We start from the raw sequence: 17,541 nt of genomic DNA on the forward strand, positions 1-17,541 counted from the left end.
GCTGAGATCGGTGCGGGCCCCGCCGACCAGTGACCACCCGCCACCCCGCCCGGGCTGGGGGTAGACGGGGATGCCGGCAGCGGACAGCGCCTCCAGGTCGCGACGGGCGGTGGCCAGCGAGACCTCGAGCTCGGCGGCGAGCTGGGACGCGGTCACCCGGCCTCGAGACTGGAGCACGAGGAGGGCGGCGATCAGACGGTCCGCACGCATGGGCAGATCTTCTCCCAGAAAGTGCTCAGAGGGTGAGCACTTCACCGGCTTAGCATCGCGGCATGTTACGAGGACTCACCACCGTCAACTTCTTCACACCCGACCTGGCCGCAGCCCGCGACTGGTACACCGAACTGCTCGGCATCGAGCCCTACTTCGTCCGCGAGGTCGACGGCGCCCCGGCCTACATCGAGTTCCGGCTGGGCGACCTCCAGCACGAGTTGGGGTTCATTGACGCACGCTTCGCCCCGACCGATCGCTCAGAGGCCCCAGGCAACACGTTCACCTACTGGGCTGTCGACGACCTCGACGCCACCCTCGTCCGGTTGGCCGAGCTGGGCGCCACCCCTTTGCAACCCCCAGTCGAGCACGCCCCCGGCTACGTCACCGCCAGCGTCGTCGACCCGTTCGGCAACGTACTCGGCGTCATGTTCAACCAGCACTACCTCGACACCGTCGCAAACCTGCCCCCCAAGGGCGAAGGACGCTAGTCCCTACGCCTACGGTCTGGGCATTCAGAGCCCTTTGCTTGGGTCGGCACACCTTAGGGTCCGGCATGGCAGGCCGTACCGGCCGCAGCCGGTCAACGGATCTCGATCACCACCTTGCCGGTCAACCGGCGTTCGATCAGGGCCTGCGCGGCGTCGCCGACCTGCTCCCAGGATCCGCGCCAGCCGATCTGCGGGTCGAGCCGGCCGCGTGCCACGAGATCGAGCAGCACCCCGAGGTCGTCACGGTGGCCGCCACCAACGACGAACGGTTCCAAGCGACGGTTCCCACCACGCAGGCGTTCTTGCTCGAAGTCGATCGTGGTCGGCTGCCTAGACGCTTGCCCGACACTCAGCGCGACGCCGCCCTCTTCCAGCAGTGCGAACGCCTCGCCCAGCAACGGTCCTCCCACATTCTCGATCACCCCGTGTACCGGTTGCACGCCTGCAAGCTCAGTCACCACCTCGCGGGCGCCGAGCTCGGTCAGACCCGTCCCGCGGTTGGCACTCCCGACGGCGGCGACCACGTAGGCGGCGGCCAGCGCGGCCAGCTGCACCGCGAACCGCCCAACTCCACCGGACGCCCCGGTGACGAGTACCCGACGCCCAAGCACCGGGCCGAGCTTGCGCACTGCACGCAGGGCGGTGACGCCCGCGGCAGGCAACGCGGCGGCGACATCGATGTCGACCCCGTCAGGAACGGTCGCGACGTCGGCGGTGTCGACGGCCCGTTGTTCCGCCCAGGCCCCTCCGGGTCCGAAGGTGGCGACACGGGATCCTGCCGCCGGTCCGGACCCGTCGCGGGCCGCAGCGATGACGACGCCCGCTGCGTCGACTCCCGGCACCGCTCCGGCTGGCACCCGGTCGTGGCGGTACGCGACATCGAGGAAGTTGAGCGATGCGGCGGTGACCCGCACCAGGACCTCGTTGGGCGCAGGCTCGGGATCGGAAACATCGGCGATCCGCAGGCCGGCGGCCTCCGCGGGATCGTGTACAAGGGCGCGCACACGGGCCAACGTAGTGACGCAAATATTGCGTGTCCAAGATCCTGTGTCATAACCTCCGGCTATGGCCGTCCATGTGCGAGACCTCGCCTATTTCGTGGCCGTCGCCGAAGAGCTCAGCTTCACGAAGGCCGCCACGAAACGGCTCTTCGTCTCGCAGCCGGCTCTGAGCAAGCAGATCAGAAAGCTGGAGGACCTCGTCGGTACGGACCTCTTCGCCCGCGGAAACCGCGGTATCACGCTCACCGCTGCAGGAGAGGCGCTGTTACCTCGCGCCCGCCGCATGATCGCCGAATGGGACAGGGCATTCAGAGAAATCCGCGACGCCGCCGCGACGCAGCAACAGACGTTGACAGTCGGCTTTCACACCCGCATCGGTCGCGGACTGATCCCCGGCATCACTGCAGCGATGGCGGAAAGGCTGCCCGGATGGCGGCTGAACTTCCGTCAAGTCAGCTGGGGCGACCCGACGGTTGGACTGGCAGACGGTGGCGTCGACGTGGCGGTCGCTTGGCTTCCCGTGCCGCCGGGTGATGGCTTTGCGGCGAAAACGATTGCGACCGAGGACCGCTGGGTGTCGCTCCCGCTCAACCACCGGCTAGCCGGCAGGTCGAGCGTCCGGTTCGCCGAGATCCAAGACGAGCCGTTCATCGCCCTACCGGCGTCGGCCGGGGTCATGCGTGACTTCTGGCTGGCTACCGAGCAGCGGGTCAAGCCACCCCGGATCGCGGCCGAAGCGGCGACCGCGGACGAGACGTTCGAGGCCGTGGCGGCTGGGGCGGGAGTGGCGCTGCTTTCCGCGGGCAACGCCGAGATCTACCGTCGCGACGATGTCGTGCACGTCCGGGTGAGCGACCTGCCGCCGTGCCACCTTGCGGTGGTTCGCCGCGCAGGCGACCCTCGAACGGCCGTGCGCATCGTGATGGATGCGTGCTGCCGATGTGCTGCCGACCCGCTCGTTCATTGACCCCGCCGTCCGATAACAGGACCGGCTCAGCCGCCCTTAACGGGGAGTAGCGCGTATTGAACGGGTGCGAGTTGCCTGCGTAGGGGAGAGGTGACGGTGCGAGCTCTCGGCGCGATAGCTCCCAAAAGCCCTGCCCCCCAATCATTTTGTCACAGTGACGCATTGAAGGGCGGCGGGCGTCCCGAGTGGGGGACATTCGCCGGCGCCGATCGATCACGGCGAGGCGGTCATACCCGGACATCAAGCAGCACACGTCGGTGCGTTGCGGTCGCGTCACTGTCGGACAGCAGGGTGAGTCCCTCCGGTTCGACGATCGCTGCAGTCAGATCATCGCCGGCGAAGGCGTGAATCGCCTCTTCGGATTCCCACAGGGTGTGCGCGGTCACCTCGACGAGCCCGTCGAGGTCGCCAGCCAGCAACATCGCGCCGGCAAAACCGGGAATGCCGCGCAGCTCGGGTAGCAGCGTCTTGTGGAAGTAGGTGCAGTAGTTCTCCGCGCCGGCCGGTGTTGCTCGGGCGGACCACGTTCGCACGATCATGATTCCAGTGTCGCGGCCCATCACCGCCAAAGTAAAGATACGGCTCCGGGTCGGACCGAGTTGACTAACCGATACCTTCTACGATCAACTACGCGACGCGGAAATCGCTGTGTGGGAAGGTGATTCGAGTTCAAAGTCCGACTCGCCACGTCCAGGCACCCCTCCATATTTCGTCATTGTGACGTAATGGCGTGACTCGCATTCCAGTCGGCGCGCGGTGCGAGTCTTCGCATCTAGAGCAAGCCGGAGCTAACTGGTAATGGCGCGTGCTCGAGATGTGCGAGTTCCTGCGTAGGGGAGCGGTTGCATCCGCGCCATCGCGCGACTGGGGATGGCTAAATCTAGGGCTACCAGCTGGCTAGTCATGCGGCTATAATGGTGCATATGCGATCGATTCCACTCGGCGAGGCCAAAGACAAGCTGTCGGCGCTGGTCGACGACGCAGAAACCACACACGAAATTGTGACTATCACGAAGCACGGGCGACCGGCGGCCGTCCTGATCTCGGCCGAGGACCTGGAGTCGCTGCAGGAGACCGTCTTTTGGCTCTCGCAGCCCGGGATCCGCGACACCATCGCCGCGGCTGAACGCGAATACGCGGAGGGCTCGACCGTTGACGGCGATGCGATCCGTGACGAGTTCGGCCTACCGCCACGGTGACCATCAACGCCGGCCCATACCACGTCGAGGTAGCCGGGTCGGCACGCCGCGACTTGCGATGCCTCTCAAGCAAGATCGCCGCCGCGATCATAGAGTTCATCACCGGTCGGCTGGCCGAGAACCCGCGGCGGCTCAGCAAGGTGCTGCGGGGCGAACTCGCGGCTTATCGTAGCGCCCGCCGCGGCGACTACCGGGTGCTGTTCCGCATCGACGACGACAACCACACCATCGTCATCGTTGCCGTCAACCACCGCGCCCATATCTACCGCCCACGCTGAGGCCGACCGCGGTATCACGGTACCCTCAGAGCTGGCCACCAATAGCCATGCGCCACAAGATGATCCGTCACAGTGACGTATTCTGGGATGGCGTGGGGACGGGCGCAAGGCTCGCTGCCGACAGACGCCCACGCCCACCGGGTTCCGCTGGTTCCGCGCGGCCTGCACCGCAAGTACCCGAGTGTTGACGTCGGCACGGGCCATAGCGGCTCGCGCTCGAGTACTGCTGCTGCCTGAAATAGGTCGCGCCGATGGGTACCATTCGGGCTCCGCGTCGAACCAAACCGAGGGCAGCTCATGGGGGCGTGTCGCTGCGCGGTCGCAGTCTCGTTGGTTGCCAGCATCGCTGTCATCACGGGCGGGTGCGCTCAGAGAACGATGCTCCGGCTGCGCGGCCTAGCCTGAGACCGACGGCCGTAAGCGAACTGCAGATCATCATCACAGGTGATGTGGTGCAACGAATTTCGACATAGTCGAGGCGAATGTTCCCGTCACTATTGTTAAATCTGTATCTGCGATTGGCGACCGAAGTCTCAGCGATCCGACCAGCCCGTCCACCCCGATCTGTGGTTAAACCACGCACTGTGAACAACCCCGGCACTCAACACGATTCATGTCATGTCACACCCATGTGCTACGGCGTGCCGAATTGAGACGAGCCACTAGGAACTCGTGTCGGCGTTCCTGCGCCGGCCGGTGCGTATCCAGAGCACTGCGAAGAACACCAACGTCAGTGCCAGCGGGGTGAGTCCGACGAGCCAGCTCAGCGCCAGCGGGGGGCCTGGCTGTTTGAGCACGTCGACGGTCAGGTCGCCGGTGCCTTCGCCCTGCGGACCGTCGATCGTGAACCGCAGCGTCCACGTCCCAGAGGAGTCGAGCGACTCCACATCAAGGCCCCACACATCGCGGTTACGGGGATGCCGGGACAGTCGATCCGCGTCCTCCCTCCCATCGGGAGCGATCGTCGCGATGGTGCCGGACTTGCCTGCGATTCCGCCGTCGGGTTGGAACGTGAAATCCAACGACTGCATCGCGCGCAGCGGCCACACGGTGAACCCGACCGTCACCGGGTAGGGGCCCACCTGGACGTGCTCGGTGTGCACGACGTAGTCCAGCGGATCGGCGGCCGCGGCCGGTGCCACGCCGATCGACAGCGCGGCGACGGCGCACAGCATCGCGACCATCGCCCGCAACCCGTTGTGGATGGTCATGCCGATGCACCGAGGGTCGCGCTGACCGCAGGTGTCGCGTTCGATGCACGCAATGCCCAGCCGAGTCGCCACGTCGCGCCGCCGAGCGCCCCGGCGAGCAGCCCCCCGGCGACGCACGTCAGCAGGATGCTGCCCCCGTCCCCACCGCCGTCCTCGCCACCCAGGTCGACGCCCCCGGATCCCATTGAGCTGAGCAACCAGGTGATCGCGACCACACCTGCCGCGCCGGAACCGGCCAGCAGCCAGGCGCTCGCGCCTCTCCACCGCAGCAGGAGCTCGACGACGACGCCGAACACGAAAACTATTGCGGGGATCAGCACCATGTCGATGGGGAAGCCCAACTCGACGAAGTCGCGAAGCGCCAAGTGCTGCTGGTCGGCGTACCAGCCGACCGCCCAGACGGCGAACGACCAGGTCACCAGGTTCAGCACCAGTGTGAGAAGTCCGGTGCCGAGGGCTCCGCCGCGCGGCACGACTTGAGAACCGAGCAGCACGCAGACGAGCGGAATGGCCAGCCAGGTCAGGGTGGGCCAGTCGATGGCCGCGCTCAGGTTGATGTCCGCCAGCGCGCCGCTTTGGATCGCGGCGTATTGCCCGAACGCCGCGATCGCGACCGTGAACCCCCAACGGCCCCAGCGGTGTTCGCGGGCCGCGGCGAAGACGATCGCGGTGCCGATCATGGTGACGCAGATCGATGTCAGCCAACCCTGGTGTGGCGGCGACGCGATAGTCACGTCGAATCCGTACAGGCCGTGCCACCACTCGTCCCATAGCCCGTACAGCAGGAACGTGGCCGCGGCGATGCCGCTGACCAGATAGCCGATCGGCGCGGCGAATACGCCGAGCACCTTGAACGCGCGACCGCCGACGGTCGGATCGAGATCCTGGCCACTGCGCTGTGCGCCGGTGGCCCGCAACACCATCACCAAGCTGGTCAACCCGGCGATCGCGCCGCCGGAGTAGATAAACAGGTGCGGCAGCGTGAAGAAGCTGTCCGGCCCGACGTAAAGGTGCCAGTCGATGTCCCAGGTCAACCCCGACAGCGAGATCAGGGTGCCTGCGAGCATGACAAACGCCGGTAACTTGCCGTGCGAATCCGCACTTGCCATGGCGGTGCGCCTTTCTAGCCGTTGGTGGTGACGCTCAGAACTGCTTCTTGCACTTGGCCGCTGGCGGCGATGCGGACCGTGATCTCCCATTGCCCGGCCATGGAAAGGTCCACGTCGGCACGGTAGCGGCCGTCGCCTTGGGCCGCGGCGGCCACGGGTGTTGTGGCATGGCCCATTTGGGGCATCGCGGGTTCGAAGGTGACCGAGTCCGGTGTGGGGGGCTGGCCCCTGTTGCCGGTTATCTCGACGGTGACCGGGCTGATTCCGACCTTCGGCGCTTCGCCGGTCAGCTGCACCAGGTACGGTCCTGCCGCCGCGGTTGCCGCGCTATCGTCAATTGATTTCGGCCACAGCATCCAGATTCCGGCGCCGACGACGGCGGCGGCGATCGCGGCGATGACAACGAGGCGCTGGCGACTCACGGTTGGCGGACCTCGACTTCGGTTGGCGCGGTGAGGATGCCGTAGTCGCGTTCGGTCTGCACCCATACCTTGTAGCGGCCGGGCAGTGCGAACGAGTAGGTGAAATCGATCTCGGGCCCGTACCGGGCAACCGATTCGTCGGGCTGCCCGCCTGCGGCGCCGGGTGTGGGCGGCACCATGGCATGCGCGTGCGACCAGACCGGTGCTGTCAGTGCGTGTTTGCCGACGTCGGGGCCGGCGGGTAGTGGGCCGACCACCATCATGTGGCCGACCATCCCGAGCCACGGCTGCAGATCGGGGGTGTCCCCGAACCTGGCCCGGATGGTGCTCGGGCTGCCCGCTGGCGCGACCGTCGCGGTGATCTCGCCCTGCGAGGGTGGCGTCGCGGTCGGCGGTGCGGCAGGGGATTGCCCGTCGACCGAGCCACGTAGCAGTTGTACTCCGCCTCCGCGCCTAGCGATTTCGGCGGCGACTGCGTATGTCCCGCGTTCGGTGGTCCCGAACTTCGCCTCGTACCGTCCCGGCGAGACACGGACAGGATGCACGTGCGACATGGTGCCCGCAGGTGAGACGACGATGAGATGGATCAGCGCGCCGTGGTGGATCAGCAGGTCGTCGGCGGGTCGGCCGGTGGAGGAGTCGGTGAGGTTCAATCGCAGCGTGGACTGGCCAGCGGACACCGCCATGTTCACCGGCGGCCGCGAATAATCCACCGGATTAAGCGAATTGGCCGCAATGCGTGCGTAGGGATCACGGATGTTCTCGAGGGTGGGGTCAAGGTCCTGGCCGGGCTGCGGGGGTGGCGGGGAGTACGCCGACAGCATCGCGCCGGTGACAGCCACCGTCAGCGCGACGATCATGCCGGTCGCCGGGACTAGCGCCATCCAGCTGCGGCGCGCGCGCAACGCGGCTGCCAACGAGACGATCAGCAGCGCGCCCGCGGTGAAGAAGCCGTAGTCACTGGCTTTCTTCCACGGCGGAATCACCTGCGCGGGAACCAGAAACGGGATCCGTGCCGCGGTGTGGCCGTCGTCGACGATCAGTTCCCACGGCCCGGCCCTGTCGACGTTCAGTGTCGCCGAATAGATGCCGGGCGTGCCGAGCTTCACCTGCCCGCTGCTAGTAGTGGCTCCCGGTGCCGACGCGGTGAGTTGCAGTGTGCCTGGAGCGTCGCCGTGATGTGTGACGACGTCGACGTGCAGAGGCCCGAGGACCGGGCCGACTCGCCGGATCGTGACCGTCAATTCGCGACCGCCGAGCGACTGGGCGACGTGCGCATCTGCGTCCGATCCGATGCCGTCGGCCCGCGCCGCAGGCACGCCAACCAAGGTCACGACCACCAGCATGCCGCTCAAAAACGCCAGTGTCACAGGGAGTAACGTCCTACCTTGTCGCGCAGTGGTTGCGCAGCTCACCACGCCAACCAGTGTCATAACCACCAGCATGACGCTCAAAAATGCCAGTGTCGCCGGGGATAACCCCCTCTTTGGTGGGGGGATAACCCCACTTAGGACGCGCAGTCGTTTTGCGAAGCTGACCACGCCATGTCTACCCTCGAAGGCGGGAGTCCTCAGCGTAGCCGGCTGCGCTCGGAGCCCGACTCGGGGCATCGCCGTTCGAGTCGGTGGGCTCATCGGTACGCAGAACGCGAGGAACGAAGCCTGGAAGCTCCTCAGCGCCATCGCGGACTCCGTCTGACAGCCGGCCCAACCACGTGAATGCCGCTCGGAACGTCGACCTCGATATCGCACGGTGAATGGTCAATGACCCAGCGGGGCATGACAATTCGTCACTGTGACGTTTTCGAGGGTTGCCGACGGGGGCGGAGGATAGGCCGCCGCGGACTTTGCAGGCGGGCGTGAGCAAACCAGCGTCAGCATCTCGTCACCTAACAACGAAATCATTCATTAAGTGATTGGAATCGACTTCAAGCTGCGGCGACGGTCAATAGACGACGCGGCTGCCGGTGGATGGAACGGGAGGTGGCCAAGCTTCTCAGCTGCGCCAACGTCGCCATCGCTGTCCGATCCGGAACTAATTGAGACCGGGGGAGTGCGCTTACCTGGGCGCTCTCAAGTAGTTCTGGACGGAATCGTGGCCGTTTGTCCAGAACCAACCGAGAGTGCCGGACAGAATCCGGAAAGACACGATAGTGCCGGACAACATCGATTCGCCGACGCTGTGCGGCCATGCTGATCAAGTCGTGGGGCCTGCTGGACGATAAGGCGATTGCGGTCTGCGCCCACACCGCGGCGGTTCTGATGACGCTCGCCGACATCTACGGCCCGACCCGGCCCGATACGGGTCATGTGGCTGCAGCGAGTGGCCACCGCCGTTAATCTGGTAAATCGCAAGTCTCGAGGCCTTGCCGCAGATGGAGTGTGCTCCAGTGACATCATTCAAGGCGCTCGTCGACTTGGCACGGCACCCGCTGGATCCACGCCGAACCAGACACCTAAACCGACCTGGTCGCATGATGGCCCAAGACATCGGCACGATAAGCGGGTCGGCCCCTGGTCGACCAACCGGGCGCGATGACCGGTATCGCCGTGATAGCGGCGCCAGAGCTCACTGCGATCAGCGTGCTGTTCGTCGTGGTTCGCTGGCTTCGCGGTCGTCGATCCCGGGCGAAACAGGGCGCCCTGACCAAGAGGGAAATCTACAACGCGGGCCCGTACATCCGTCGCGCGCGTTCACTGTGGGTTCGCGTTACCGTCGCGCGTCGGTGCCATCATTATCGCAGCCTGTCGGCGCACGGTCCTATCGTGAGTTTCGCGTGCTTGTGAGCCGATACGGAGGGGAGACGATGGGCAAGGGAAAGAGGAGCAGGCAGACGACGGAACAGAGGCGAGAGCGGGAGGCTCGGCGCCGTCAGGAGAGCGACGCCCGAAACGAACGAGAGGCAGCCGAGTTCGGCGTTAAGTTGCCGCCTAAGCCGCCGCGAGGGGCACCGGCTTCACGGCCGGATTTCTCCGAGGTTGACTGGGACAAGCTCAAGGCGAAGTATCCCGAGGACGCGCGGAAACTTCTCCGGTCCATGTTCATCGCGTTGATCGGCGAACGCGCCGCACACGCAAAAGGATTCCTGTCGTGGGGATTACGGCCCAACCGGCCGCATCCGCAGAGTCGACTCGCCCACGACGACGCTGCGGTCACGCTTGAGGGCGAGGAGAGTCTTGTCAGTTCGACCGCGTTATATCCAACGATGAACGCGAGCGAGAGCCTCACGGCGGCAGCCGAGGTGATCGCGTTCGCTCTGACTCAGGGACAGGTGCGCACATCAGCGACGGCGGCGCTGTGCCGCATTGCGATGGAATCGTCAGCCAAGACCATTTGGCTTATCAGCGAGACGGATACCGAAGCACGGATTCGCCGCTGTTATGGGTTCCTCAAGGGTGAGCGTGGCCAGCAGGAGGGGTTTGAGAAGTTGGAGGCCGCAGCTCTGGAGGCGCGCAGCGATCCGATGGCCGAGGCTGACCTGGCCGAGTTTGACAAGCGCCGCGCTCGTGAGGTTAAACGTCACGCCAAGATAGCGGCGCTCCCTGCGGATGCGATCATCGGGCCGACTGGGGGACCGATGAAATTTGTTGAGAATGCCGAAGATTGGATGGACAAGCGCCTGCCGCGCAAGCCAGACCCCGACCTCGACAGGGTGATGCATCCGCGCAGTGCCAAGGCCTTCTATTCACTCGGCTCGGGATTCGTGCACGGCTTTAAGTGGCTGGCGGGGTACGTGTTTGACAATCACGAGCTAGACGACTCGGGCCTGTTGGCGGTCACGCTCGACGCGTTCGGAAACGCTCTGCGCATGACGGAGGCGGCGGTGTCTCTCTTCGAGGCGCAGTCCATCGGGCCGCAGCCGGACCCGAAGCGGTTGCGCAACTATCCGACGGGCCTCGCGGACATTGTCTCCGACCTGACCGCCGACTACCGGCTACCGGCTGACTAGAACCGCGCGAGCATGCGCTCAGCGCGAGCCATTAGCCGCCGTCACGCCTGCTCGGTGTCTCACCGGGCCGCTGCGGCACCGGGCGGGCGGCCGTGCTGGCTCGGGCGGCTGCGGCATCAGCGGCGGTGGCCCGTCGACCGGCCAGACGTTGCCGTCCGAGAGCCCAGCTGTCGGGGCAGCGCATTGACGCCATACCAGCGGTTATCCATGAAGAACTCCTCCATTTTCATCAGATGAATCACAGGTCCGAGGCCGGCATCGATTGTCTTCGCTGTGGCGTGATAGTCAAAGCCAAAGTCGGACTGCGGTTTTAGGATCAGTGGTCTTAGGTGGGGGAGTGCCTGTCTGCGGGATGGGGACGACTTACCGGTAGCCTGCGTGGGCTTTCCTCGGCGTAGGCGTCTTCGATTAGTCCGCGGATGATCACCGCAGCGGGCCGGTAGTCGCCCAACGCTCCGGAAGCGGCGCAACCCCAGCTGTCACCGCGTGTAGAGACAGCAACGATGGAGCCCGTGCTGAGGCGTGCAGTACACCGACTATGGCGCGTCGTCTAGCCGGCACCTGGATCGAGCCGGTTGACGCAGTCCCGCCACACAGGGTCGTGTTGGCGGGCCGATCGGATCGCGCCCGGGTGCCGTCGTCCGACAACGTTTCCCGATCTTGACCAGGGTCCATCCGGTCGAGATCTGCGCATCGCGGCGATGGGGGTATGACCGTACGACGCCACACCTTCGCCGGCACCACCCACAGGTTTCGGCGGAATGGTCGACCTTTTGGCCAAGGGCCTCACCGGCGAGATCGGGTGACGAATTGGCTTGTTGCGCCGCGGAATCCGATGCGGAACGCGCCCTCGCCGAGGTCCCGCTGGGGGAACTTTCTGCGCGAGGCGGTTGTTGACTACGACACCGAGCAGGTCACCCGGCTCCACATCGACTCGCACGACCGCACTGCTCGGCTGCAGCTCGCCGGCGACAGACCGTTCGTAAACCTATGTGCCGGGCGTGTTGGGTGTTCATCCGAGTCGGGAGGGTGGCCCGAACGGGGTCGGATGAGCTTGCCGTTGCTAGTCCATCACTGGGCCGAGGTCCGATGAGCTTCGATGGCCGAGGGGGGCACCTCCGCACCGGACTCGTCGAGATAGCAGAGGCGGACCAACTGCCCAGTGGGTGAACGTCTTTCGACGAACGGGCCTTGCGCACGGGGCAGGCGCCGGTCGCCCCATTGGGCCAGTGCCCCAAGGACGAGTTGCAGGTCTTGCCCGGATTCGGTGAGGTGATATTCGTGTCGTTCGCGGCGTCCCGGTTCACGGTAGGGCCGCCGTGTCAGCACGCCGTACTCGACGAGGGTGGCTAGGCGAGCGGCGAGGATGTCCGACGATACGCCCAGCGCGGTCTTGAATTGATCGAATCGTGTTGCACCGCTGCAGGCTTCACGAAGGATGAGCAGGCTCCAGCGTTCCCCGACGACGTGTAGGGCGCGTTCGATCGAACACTGGACATCGTCAAGCCGTGAGGACGTCATCTCTCCACAATACGCTGGGTTGCCATTTCGCATTCAGATGCTAGGTTGGATATTCCAACTCACAAAGGATGCACATGCTCATCGATGGCAGTACCGCCTTGGTCACGGGCTCCAACCGCGGACTGGGGCGTCACTTCGCCCAACAACTCGTCCAGCGCGGCGCCAAGGTGTACGCCGGCGCCCGCAACATCGACAGCGTTGACCTCGACGGAGTGATCCCCGTCCAGATCGACATCACCGACAGTGCCTCGGTGGCCCGCGCAGCTGAAACCGTCCGCGATGTAAGCATTTTGATCAACAATGCCGGCAGTTACACTGGGGCGTCGCTGCTCGCCGGCAGCCTGACCGACATCGAACTCGACGTCTCGACGCACTACCTCGGGACGCTGCGAGTGATCCGCGCGTTCGCGCCCCTGCTGGGCAATGGCCCGAAGAGCGCCATTCTCAACGTGTTGTCGGTCCTGTCGTGGGTGACCTCCCCGGAATTCGGTTCCTACTCAGCAGCCAAGTCGGCGGGGTGGGCGATGACCAACGCTCTGCGACTGGAGCTGGCCGGGCAGCAGACTCAGGTCAGTGCGTTGCACGTTGGCTACGTGGATACTGACATGGCCAGCCACGTCGACGAGCCGAAGTCCGATCCTGCCGACGTTGCAAGGATCGCATTGGACGGCCTCGAAGCAGGCGAACCCGAAATCCTCGCCGACGAGTTGAGCAAGCAGGTTCGAGCCGGGCTCGCCGGTGGCGTCGCGGCGCTCTATCCCGACTTCGCGTGACCTACGGGGCCTCCGATCGTGGGCGCGGGAGCACCAGATGAGCTGGGCGGCAATCGCTGGGATGACCCGCGCGGCGCAGCAAATGCTCACCGCGGTGGCGACGTTCACCGACGAGGACTGGCGGACGCCGAAGACTAGCGGACACTGAGCGCGGCGGAGGGCTGGTCGGTTCAAGACGTCGTCACCCACGTCGGGTGTCTGCGCGGTGACCTCGTTGTCTTGTCCTGAGTCCACAGCCCGAGAACGATCTGCGCGGCTTCCTCGAGTCGCCGCAGCCGCTCCTTCGCATCGCCGAACTCGAACCCGTACTGCACGTAGTCGGGTTCGTGCCATCCCGCACCGAGCCCGAACACGAGGCGCCCGTTGGATATTACGTCGACCGTGCTCGCCATTTTGGCGGCCAATGCTGGATTGCGGTAGCCGACGGAGGCGACCAGAAGTCCGAGTCGAACGCGGGTGGTCTGGCCAGCGAGACCGGTGATGGTGGACCATGCCTCGAACTGGGTTTCTTGCGCGGGCTGCATCGCGGTTAGGTGATCGGGTATCAACAGGCTTCGTAGCCAGAGTCATCGGCGGCGCGGGCGATCCGAACCAGGTGGTCGTAGGCCTCGCGCGGTCCCGGCGTGTCGGAGAATTCGTGGGCAAAACCGCTTGGTAGGAAGATGCTGAACTTCATGGGGGGTCCCTTCGATCGTGATGGGGGCGTTCGGAGTTGAGGGTTCGTCGTGGACGGCGGGCCGCGGCTCGTGGTCGTGCAGGCAGCAGTGAGTTTCGGGCCATGCGAGCTGCACGTCGGGTCAGAGGTCGACCGCCTGAAGGGAGGTGCGCGCCGGTCGTTGCCGGATCACTCTGGGCCACCAGAACAGTGGTCCGAGGAGGCGCGCGATCGCTGGGGTGATGAACGATCTAACGATGAGGGTGTCCAGCAGCAAGCCAATGCCGATAGTGGAGCCCAATTGACCGACGGCCATGAGGTCGCTGGACAGCATCGCCATCATGGTGACGGCGAACACGATGCCGGCGGTGGTGACGACCTTGCCCGATGTCGGACTCCCTGAAGACCTTCCCGATGTGAATTGGCGCTTGCGCCGAGGGAGCGTCCACCGGCACCAGCGGGCTGCGGTTGGCCGCGGTCACCGGTTCGGGTTGGGGAACCAGCACGTTCACGGCGACGAGGAACGCCAACCACGCCAGGATCACCAGGGGCGCGAACCTGCGCATCGCCCTGGCGTAGCGCGGCGCTCGGGTCTGGGTACTGAGGCCGTGTTTCAAGCCGCCAGCACCTGGCACTACACCGCGGCGTGCTCACCGCTGGCGGTCTGTTCGGCGCGGACCAGGCCGTCGACGGTGATGCGGCAGCCGATGCTGCCACCGGCCACTTGAGCGGTGACGTCCGCGGTGGCCACCGACAAGACCGTCGTTTCGGTATGCACCCAGGGCAGGGCACTCAGATCCACGGCCACCGGCTTGACGTTGGCGTCCCAGTAGCCCACCCGGCCCCAGCTGCCCCAGTCGCCGAAGATCTCGTAGGTGATGTTCTTCGGATTGAACTCCACGATCGCGAACTTGGCTGCGGGACTTTGGGTTCGGTCCTGGGAGCCGAAGATCCCATGCACCGACTTGATGGCGGCTCCCGCCGCCAGCAGCACGGCGACCACCAGGACGGGCAACCATGCCGCGTTCAAGATTCGACGACCCCTCGAGGCGTTCGAGCGAGGCCTCGTCACGACGCTTCGGTGGATACAGCCGCGGGGGCCTTGTCGAACAGTTCGCGGTGCTGGCCGATGAACTCGGCCACGCCCAGGGGCTTGCGCTTGCCCACGCGTTCGACGATGTCGTTGGTCCCGGCGAAGATGCCATGCTCATAGTCCAGGCACACGTTGCGCAGGTGCTGGATGCGGTGGGGGGTGTAGTCCGCTGCTGTGAGCGCGTCGGCGAACTCCGGATCGAAGTCGATCGGTTCGTAGGTGATCGTCCGGCCCAGCGCGCGAGAGATCTCCGCGGCGATTTCGAAGTGGTCCATCTCCACCGGCCCGTACAGCGGGTAAGTCTGGCCGGCGTGCGGTTCGGGGTCCATGAGGATCTCGGCGATGACGTGGGCCTGGTCTTCCCCGGAGATGGGGGCGTGGCGGCCACGGCCCAACGGCAGTCGCAGCACGTCGGTCTGGGCGATGGGGCCAGCAAACATGGTGAACCATTCGGCGAAGAACGTGGGCCTTAGATGGGTGACCGGAACGGGTGCGCGATCGAGGAGGCGTTCGGCGACCCAGTGCTCCTGAGCAGCATGGCTCAGGGAATCCCTCCGGGCAGAGACCTGCGACATGTTCACGATCGCAGCCAGATTCGCCTCGTGGGCGGCTTGGGCGAAGAACGCCGTGGCCTGGATGAACCCAGGATGAACGGGATAGACGAAGTAGCCCGCGCGGGTGCCCTCGAGGGCTGCGCGCACCGCGTCCAGGTCGAGCAGGTCACCGACGACGACCTCGGCCCCGGCCTCACTCAAGCTCTCGGATCGTTCGTCGCGACCGTGCACGAGGGCTCGGACCCGCTGTCCCCGCGAGAGGAGGAGCCGGGCCACCTTGCCGCCGGTGTTGCCGGTGGCACCAGCAACGAAGTAGGTATTTCCGTCTGTTGGCATGCGTTGTTCCGTTCTCGAGAGGGGCGCGTGATCCGCCGACGACAGGTACTCCGACGGTGGAGGGCGCGGCGGCGCGCTCCGAACATTACACCTACTGACTTTGTTTTCAAGTAGCGAATAGTGCGCTATCATGTAGTAAGAACGCACAGGAGGTCGTAGTGCCGCTTCAGGAGAACGATCAAGACCGCTGCCCGCCCCGGCCGAGCACCGACGGTGGCGAAATCCGCGGTGGGAACGCTGATCGCCGGTGGACGCCGCCATCTTTTGCCCGGCACCATGGATTGTCATGAGCGCACCACGTAGTTACGGCGAGAACTGCAGCCTGGCTCGAGCCATGGACCTGCTCGGCGAACGATGGACGATGCTCATCGTCAGAGAACTCGCCCGCGGACCCAAACGATTCGGCGATCTGAGTGACAGCCTCACCGGGATCGGCACCACCATGCTCGCCGCGCGCCTCAAGCGCCTCCAGGCTGCCGACGTGATCGAGCGCGCCGAGCCGGCCCCTGGCGTCGCCGGCTATCGACTCACCGCCCGCGGCGAGCGCCTCGCACGCGCGCTGAGCGAACTGATGTTGTGGGGCCTGGAACTTTCCGGTCCCTATCAGCCCGGTGGCGGGTCCCGTGCGGCGTTGATGGCCATGAACATGCAGTCCGCGCTAGACCGTGCCGACCGGGCCGCCCCCCCGGGCACCTACGCATTCGACGTTGGGGCCGAACATTTCTGGCTCTTCATCCCCACCGAGGGGCCGTCCGTCCTGCGTGACGGTGTGCCGCCCCACCCGGCGGATGCCACACTCACCATCGCCCCCGAGGACTTTGGGGCACTGGCCGCCGGAACTCCATTCACTGACCTCGATGCCGTGGACGCCGGCGACCGCGACCGACTCGTCGAGCTACTCCAGCTCTTCCAGGTCCCGTCCGTACCGTCGTGACCGGCTGCGCCGACTGACGTTTCATCTTCTCATCCCGCAAAACCACCGGACTGGTCCCGACCACTCAGGAAAGAGCTTTTTCACCCGACCAAAGGAGCACCTCGGTGTTCACCGCATCAGCAACGGAGCCCACATGACCATGACGACCGAGCAAGGACCACAAACAACGGACTTGCTGCACCGAGTGCTGACTGCCCACGGAGGTCTGGCCCGTTGGCGTGAAGTCAGCACTGTCAGCGCCCGGATCAGCGCAACCGGGTCTGTGTGGAAGCTCAAGGGCCAGGGCGATCTGCTCGCCGACGTCGCCATCGAGGTGTCCACCACCGCTCAGCGGGTCGTCATCGCCCCATTCGTACGCGATGACTGGCGTGGGATCTACACCCCAGAACGGGTCGCCATCGAAGCGATCGACGGCACGGTGATCGCCGAACGCCTCTCACCCCAAAAGTCGTTCGCCGGGCACACCGTCGACACACCCTGGGATCACCTGCACGCCTTGTACTTCGGCGGCTACTCCCTCTGGAACTACGTCAACCTGCCGTTCCTGATCACCTGGCCCGGGTTCGGCGTACAGGAGATCGACGGTTGGCGGGAACGCCATGAAAGCTTCTGGCGCAGACTGCGCGTGAGCTTCCCACCACACGTCCATACCCACAACCCAGTCCAGGATCTCTACATCGGCGAGCACGGTCTGGTCGTGCGCCACGACCCCGCCGCCCTCGCGCTGGGCAGCGCACCCTCGGCGCAATACCTCAACTCTTACCGCGACATCGAGGGACTTCAGTTCCCCACGACCCGCACCAGTCTCTTATACCCTACCCCCAGCCCACGAAACCGA

21 protein-coding genes and 2 pseudogenes are annotated in these 17,541 nt (G+C 65.5%); 10 read left to right on the forward strand and 13 right to left on the reverse strand.

Going from position 1 to position 17,541, the window contains the following annotated elements:
• A partial coding sequence (locus tag D6M19_RS33155; RefSeq protein ID WP_123029554.1) for a helix-turn-helix transcriptional regulator occupies window positions 1-210 on the reverse strand: 210 nt, incomplete at its 3' end.
• A 62-nt stretch (window positions 211-272) separates the two neighbouring features.
• Between D6M19_RS33155 and D6M19_RS33160 the strand changes: the two genes are divergently transcribed.
• Complete coding sequence (locus D6M19_RS33160; protein ID WP_123029537.1) at window positions 273-701, forward strand: VOC family protein; 429 nt, start codon at window positions 273-275, stop codon at window positions 699-701.
• A 92-nt stretch (window positions 702-793) separates the two neighbouring features.
• On the opposite strand, the gene D6M19_RS33165 is transcribed toward D6M19_RS33160, so the two are convergent.
• Window positions 794-1,705, reverse strand: coding sequence for a zinc-binding dehydrogenase (locus tag D6M19_RS33165; protein WP_123029538.1), 912 nt, complete (start codon window positions 1,703-1,705; stop codon window positions 794-796).
• 61 nt (window positions 1,706-1,766) lie between these two features.
• Here D6M19_RS33165 and D6M19_RS33170 point away from each other — a divergent pair, with 61 nt between their 5' ends.
• Window positions 1,767-2,669 carry a LysR family transcriptional regulator gene (locus tag D6M19_RS33170; RefSeq protein WP_123029539.1) on the forward strand — a complete coding sequence of 301 codons (903 nt, stop codon included), beginning with the start codon at window positions 1,767-1,769 and terminating at the stop codon, window positions 2,667-2,669.
• A gap of 227 nt (window positions 2,670-2,896) precedes the next feature.
• Here D6M19_RS33170 and D6M19_RS33175 read toward each other — a convergent pair whose 3' ends face one another.
• Window positions 2,897-3,208 (reverse strand): antibiotic biosynthesis monooxygenase family protein, encoded by a 312-nt coding sequence (locus tag D6M19_RS33175; protein WP_164478816.1) that lies wholly within the window; start codon window positions 3,206-3,208, stop codon window positions 2,897-2,899.
• Between the two features lie 384 nt (window positions 3,209-3,592).
• Here D6M19_RS33175 and D6M19_RS33180 point away from each other — a divergent pair, with 384 nt between their 5' ends.
• Together D6M19_RS33180 and D6M19_RS33185 are read left to right on the forward strand one after the other, a co-directional pair.
• Window positions 3,593-3,868, forward strand: coding sequence for a type II toxin-antitoxin system Phd/YefM family antitoxin (locus D6M19_RS33180; protein ID WP_123029541.1), 276 nt, complete (start codon window positions 3,593-3,595; stop codon window positions 3,866-3,868).
• Window positions 3,865-4,146 (forward strand): type II toxin-antitoxin system RelE family toxin, encoded by a 282-nt coding sequence (locus tag D6M19_RS33185; protein ID WP_123029542.1) that lies wholly within the window; start codon window positions 3,865-3,867, stop codon window positions 4,144-4,146. Before D6M19_RS33180 ends, D6M19_RS33185 begins: the two co-directional genes overlap by 4 nt.
• A 662-nt stretch (window positions 4,147-4,808) precedes the next feature.
• On the opposite strand, the gene D6M19_RS33190 is transcribed toward D6M19_RS33185, so the two are convergent.
• Genes D6M19_RS33190 through D6M19_RS33205 form a run of 4 tightly spaced genes read right to left on the reverse strand, consistent with a single transcriptional unit; the run spans window position 4,809 to window position 8,258 of the window.
• Entirely contained in the window at window positions 4,809-5,357 is a 549-nt protein-coding gene (locus D6M19_RS33190) for a hypothetical protein (protein WP_123029543.1), read from the reverse strand.
• Window positions 5,354-6,466, reverse strand: a complete 1,113-nt coding sequence (locus D6M19_RS33195; protein ID WP_123029544.1) for a hypothetical protein — start codon at window positions 6,464-6,466, stop codon at window positions 5,354-5,356. Before D6M19_RS33195 ends, D6M19_RS33190 begins: the two co-directional genes overlap by 4 nt.
• Window positions 6,467-6,480: 14 nt before the next feature.
• Window positions 6,481-6,888 carry a FixH family protein gene (locus D6M19_RS33200; protein WP_206428703.1) on the reverse strand — a complete coding sequence of 136 codons (408 nt, stop codon included), beginning with the start codon at window positions 6,886-6,888 and terminating at the stop codon, window positions 6,481-6,483.
• Entirely contained in the window at window positions 6,885-8,258 is a 1,374-nt protein-coding gene (locus D6M19_RS33205; RefSeq protein WP_234835164.1) for a DUF8832 domain-containing protein, read from the reverse strand. Before D6M19_RS33205 ends, D6M19_RS33200 begins: the two co-directional genes overlap by 4 nt.
• Before the next feature lie 819 nt (window positions 8,259-9,077).
• On the opposite strand from D6M19_RS33205, the gene D6M19_RS34485 reads away from it, so the two are divergent.
• From D6M19_RS34485 to eutB, 3 genes and pseudogenes are all read left to right on the forward strand, one after another.
• Window positions 9,078-9,227: a hypothetical protein gene (locus D6M19_RS34485; protein WP_164478817.1), complete on the forward strand. Its 150-nt coding sequence runs from the start codon at window positions 9,078-9,080 to the stop codon at window positions 9,225-9,227.
• 467 nt (window positions 9,228-9,694) lie between these two features.
• Window positions 9,695-10,837, forward strand: a complete 1,143-nt coding sequence (locus D6M19_RS33215; RefSeq protein ID WP_164478815.1) for a hypothetical protein — start codon at window positions 9,695-9,697, stop codon at window positions 10,835-10,837.
• Window positions 10,838-11,546: 709 nt separating this feature from the next.
• A pseudogene (gene eutB / locus D6M19_RS35050) lies at window positions 11,547-11,789 on the forward strand (ethanolamine ammonia-lyase subunit EutB); the annotation flags it as partial.
• A gap of 119 nt (window positions 11,790-11,908) precedes the next feature.
• On the opposite strand, the gene D6M19_RS33225 reads toward eutB, so the two are convergent.
• On the reverse strand, window positions 11,909-12,358 hold the full coding sequence (locus tag D6M19_RS33225) for a winged helix-turn-helix transcriptional regulator (protein WP_123029548.1): 450 nt from the start codon (window positions 12,356-12,358) through the stop codon (window positions 11,909-11,911).
• Between the two features lie 74 nt (window positions 12,359-12,432).
• Here D6M19_RS33225 and D6M19_RS33230 point away from each other — a divergent pair, with 74 nt between their 5' ends.
• On the forward strand, window positions 12,433-13,131 hold the full coding sequence (locus tag D6M19_RS33230; protein WP_123029556.1) for an SDR family oxidoreductase: 699 nt from the start codon (window positions 12,433-12,435) through the stop codon (window positions 13,129-13,131).
• 170 nt (window positions 13,132-13,301) lie between these two features.
• Here D6M19_RS33230 and D6M19_RS33235 read toward each other — a convergent pair whose 3' ends face one another.
• The 5 genes and pseudogenes from D6M19_RS33235 to D6M19_RS33255 all read right to left on the reverse strand — a co-directional run bounded on the left by D6M19_RS33235 (window position 13,302) and on the right by D6M19_RS33255 (window position 15,769).
• On the reverse strand, window positions 13,302-13,655 hold the full coding sequence (locus D6M19_RS33235; protein WP_123029549.1) for an LLM class flavin-dependent oxidoreductase: 354 nt from the start codon (window positions 13,653-13,655) through the stop codon (window positions 13,302-13,304).
• Between the two features lie 20 nt (window positions 13,656-13,675).
• A complete protein-coding gene (locus D6M19_RS33240; RefSeq protein WP_123029550.1) occupies window positions 13,676-13,807 on the reverse strand; it encodes an LLM class flavin-dependent oxidoreductase in 132 nt (43 codons plus the stop codon).
• Window positions 13,808-13,928: 121 nt separating this feature from the next.
• Window positions 13,929-14,177 (reverse strand): annotated as a pseudogene (locus D6M19_RS33245) (MMPL family transporter); the annotation flags it as partial.
• Between the two features lie 243 nt (window positions 14,178-14,420).
• Complete coding sequence (locus D6M19_RS33250) at window positions 14,421-14,819, reverse strand: MmpS family transport accessory protein (protein WP_123029557.1); 399 nt, start codon at window positions 14,817-14,819, stop codon at window positions 14,421-14,423.
• 35 nt (window positions 14,820-14,854) lie between these two features.
• The gene (locus D6M19_RS33255) at window positions 14,855-15,769 is read right to left on the reverse strand and encodes an NmrA family NAD(P)-binding protein (protein WP_123029551.1); all 915 of its coding nucleotides are present in this window, start codon (window positions 15,767-15,769) and stop codon (window positions 14,855-14,857) included.
• A 286-nt stretch (window positions 15,770-16,055) separates the two neighbouring features.
• Here D6M19_RS33255 and D6M19_RS33260 point away from each other — a divergent pair, with 286 nt between their 5' ends.
• A complete protein-coding gene (locus D6M19_RS33260) occupies window positions 16,056-16,703 on the forward strand; it encodes a winged helix-turn-helix transcriptional regulator (RefSeq protein ID WP_123029552.1) in 648 nt (215 codons plus the stop codon).
• Window positions 16,704-16,836: 133 nt separating this feature from the next.
• Window positions 16,837-17,541 (forward strand): hypothetical protein (locus D6M19_RS33265; RefSeq protein ID WP_123029553.1); only part of this gene is annotated, 705 nt, incomplete at its 3' end.

Origin of the sequence: Mycolicibacterium stellerae, assembly GCF_003719305.1 — a bacterium.
Taxonomy (GTDB): Bacteria; Actinomycetota; Actinomycetes; order Mycobacteriales; family Mycobacteriaceae; genus Mycobacterium; species Mycobacterium stellerae.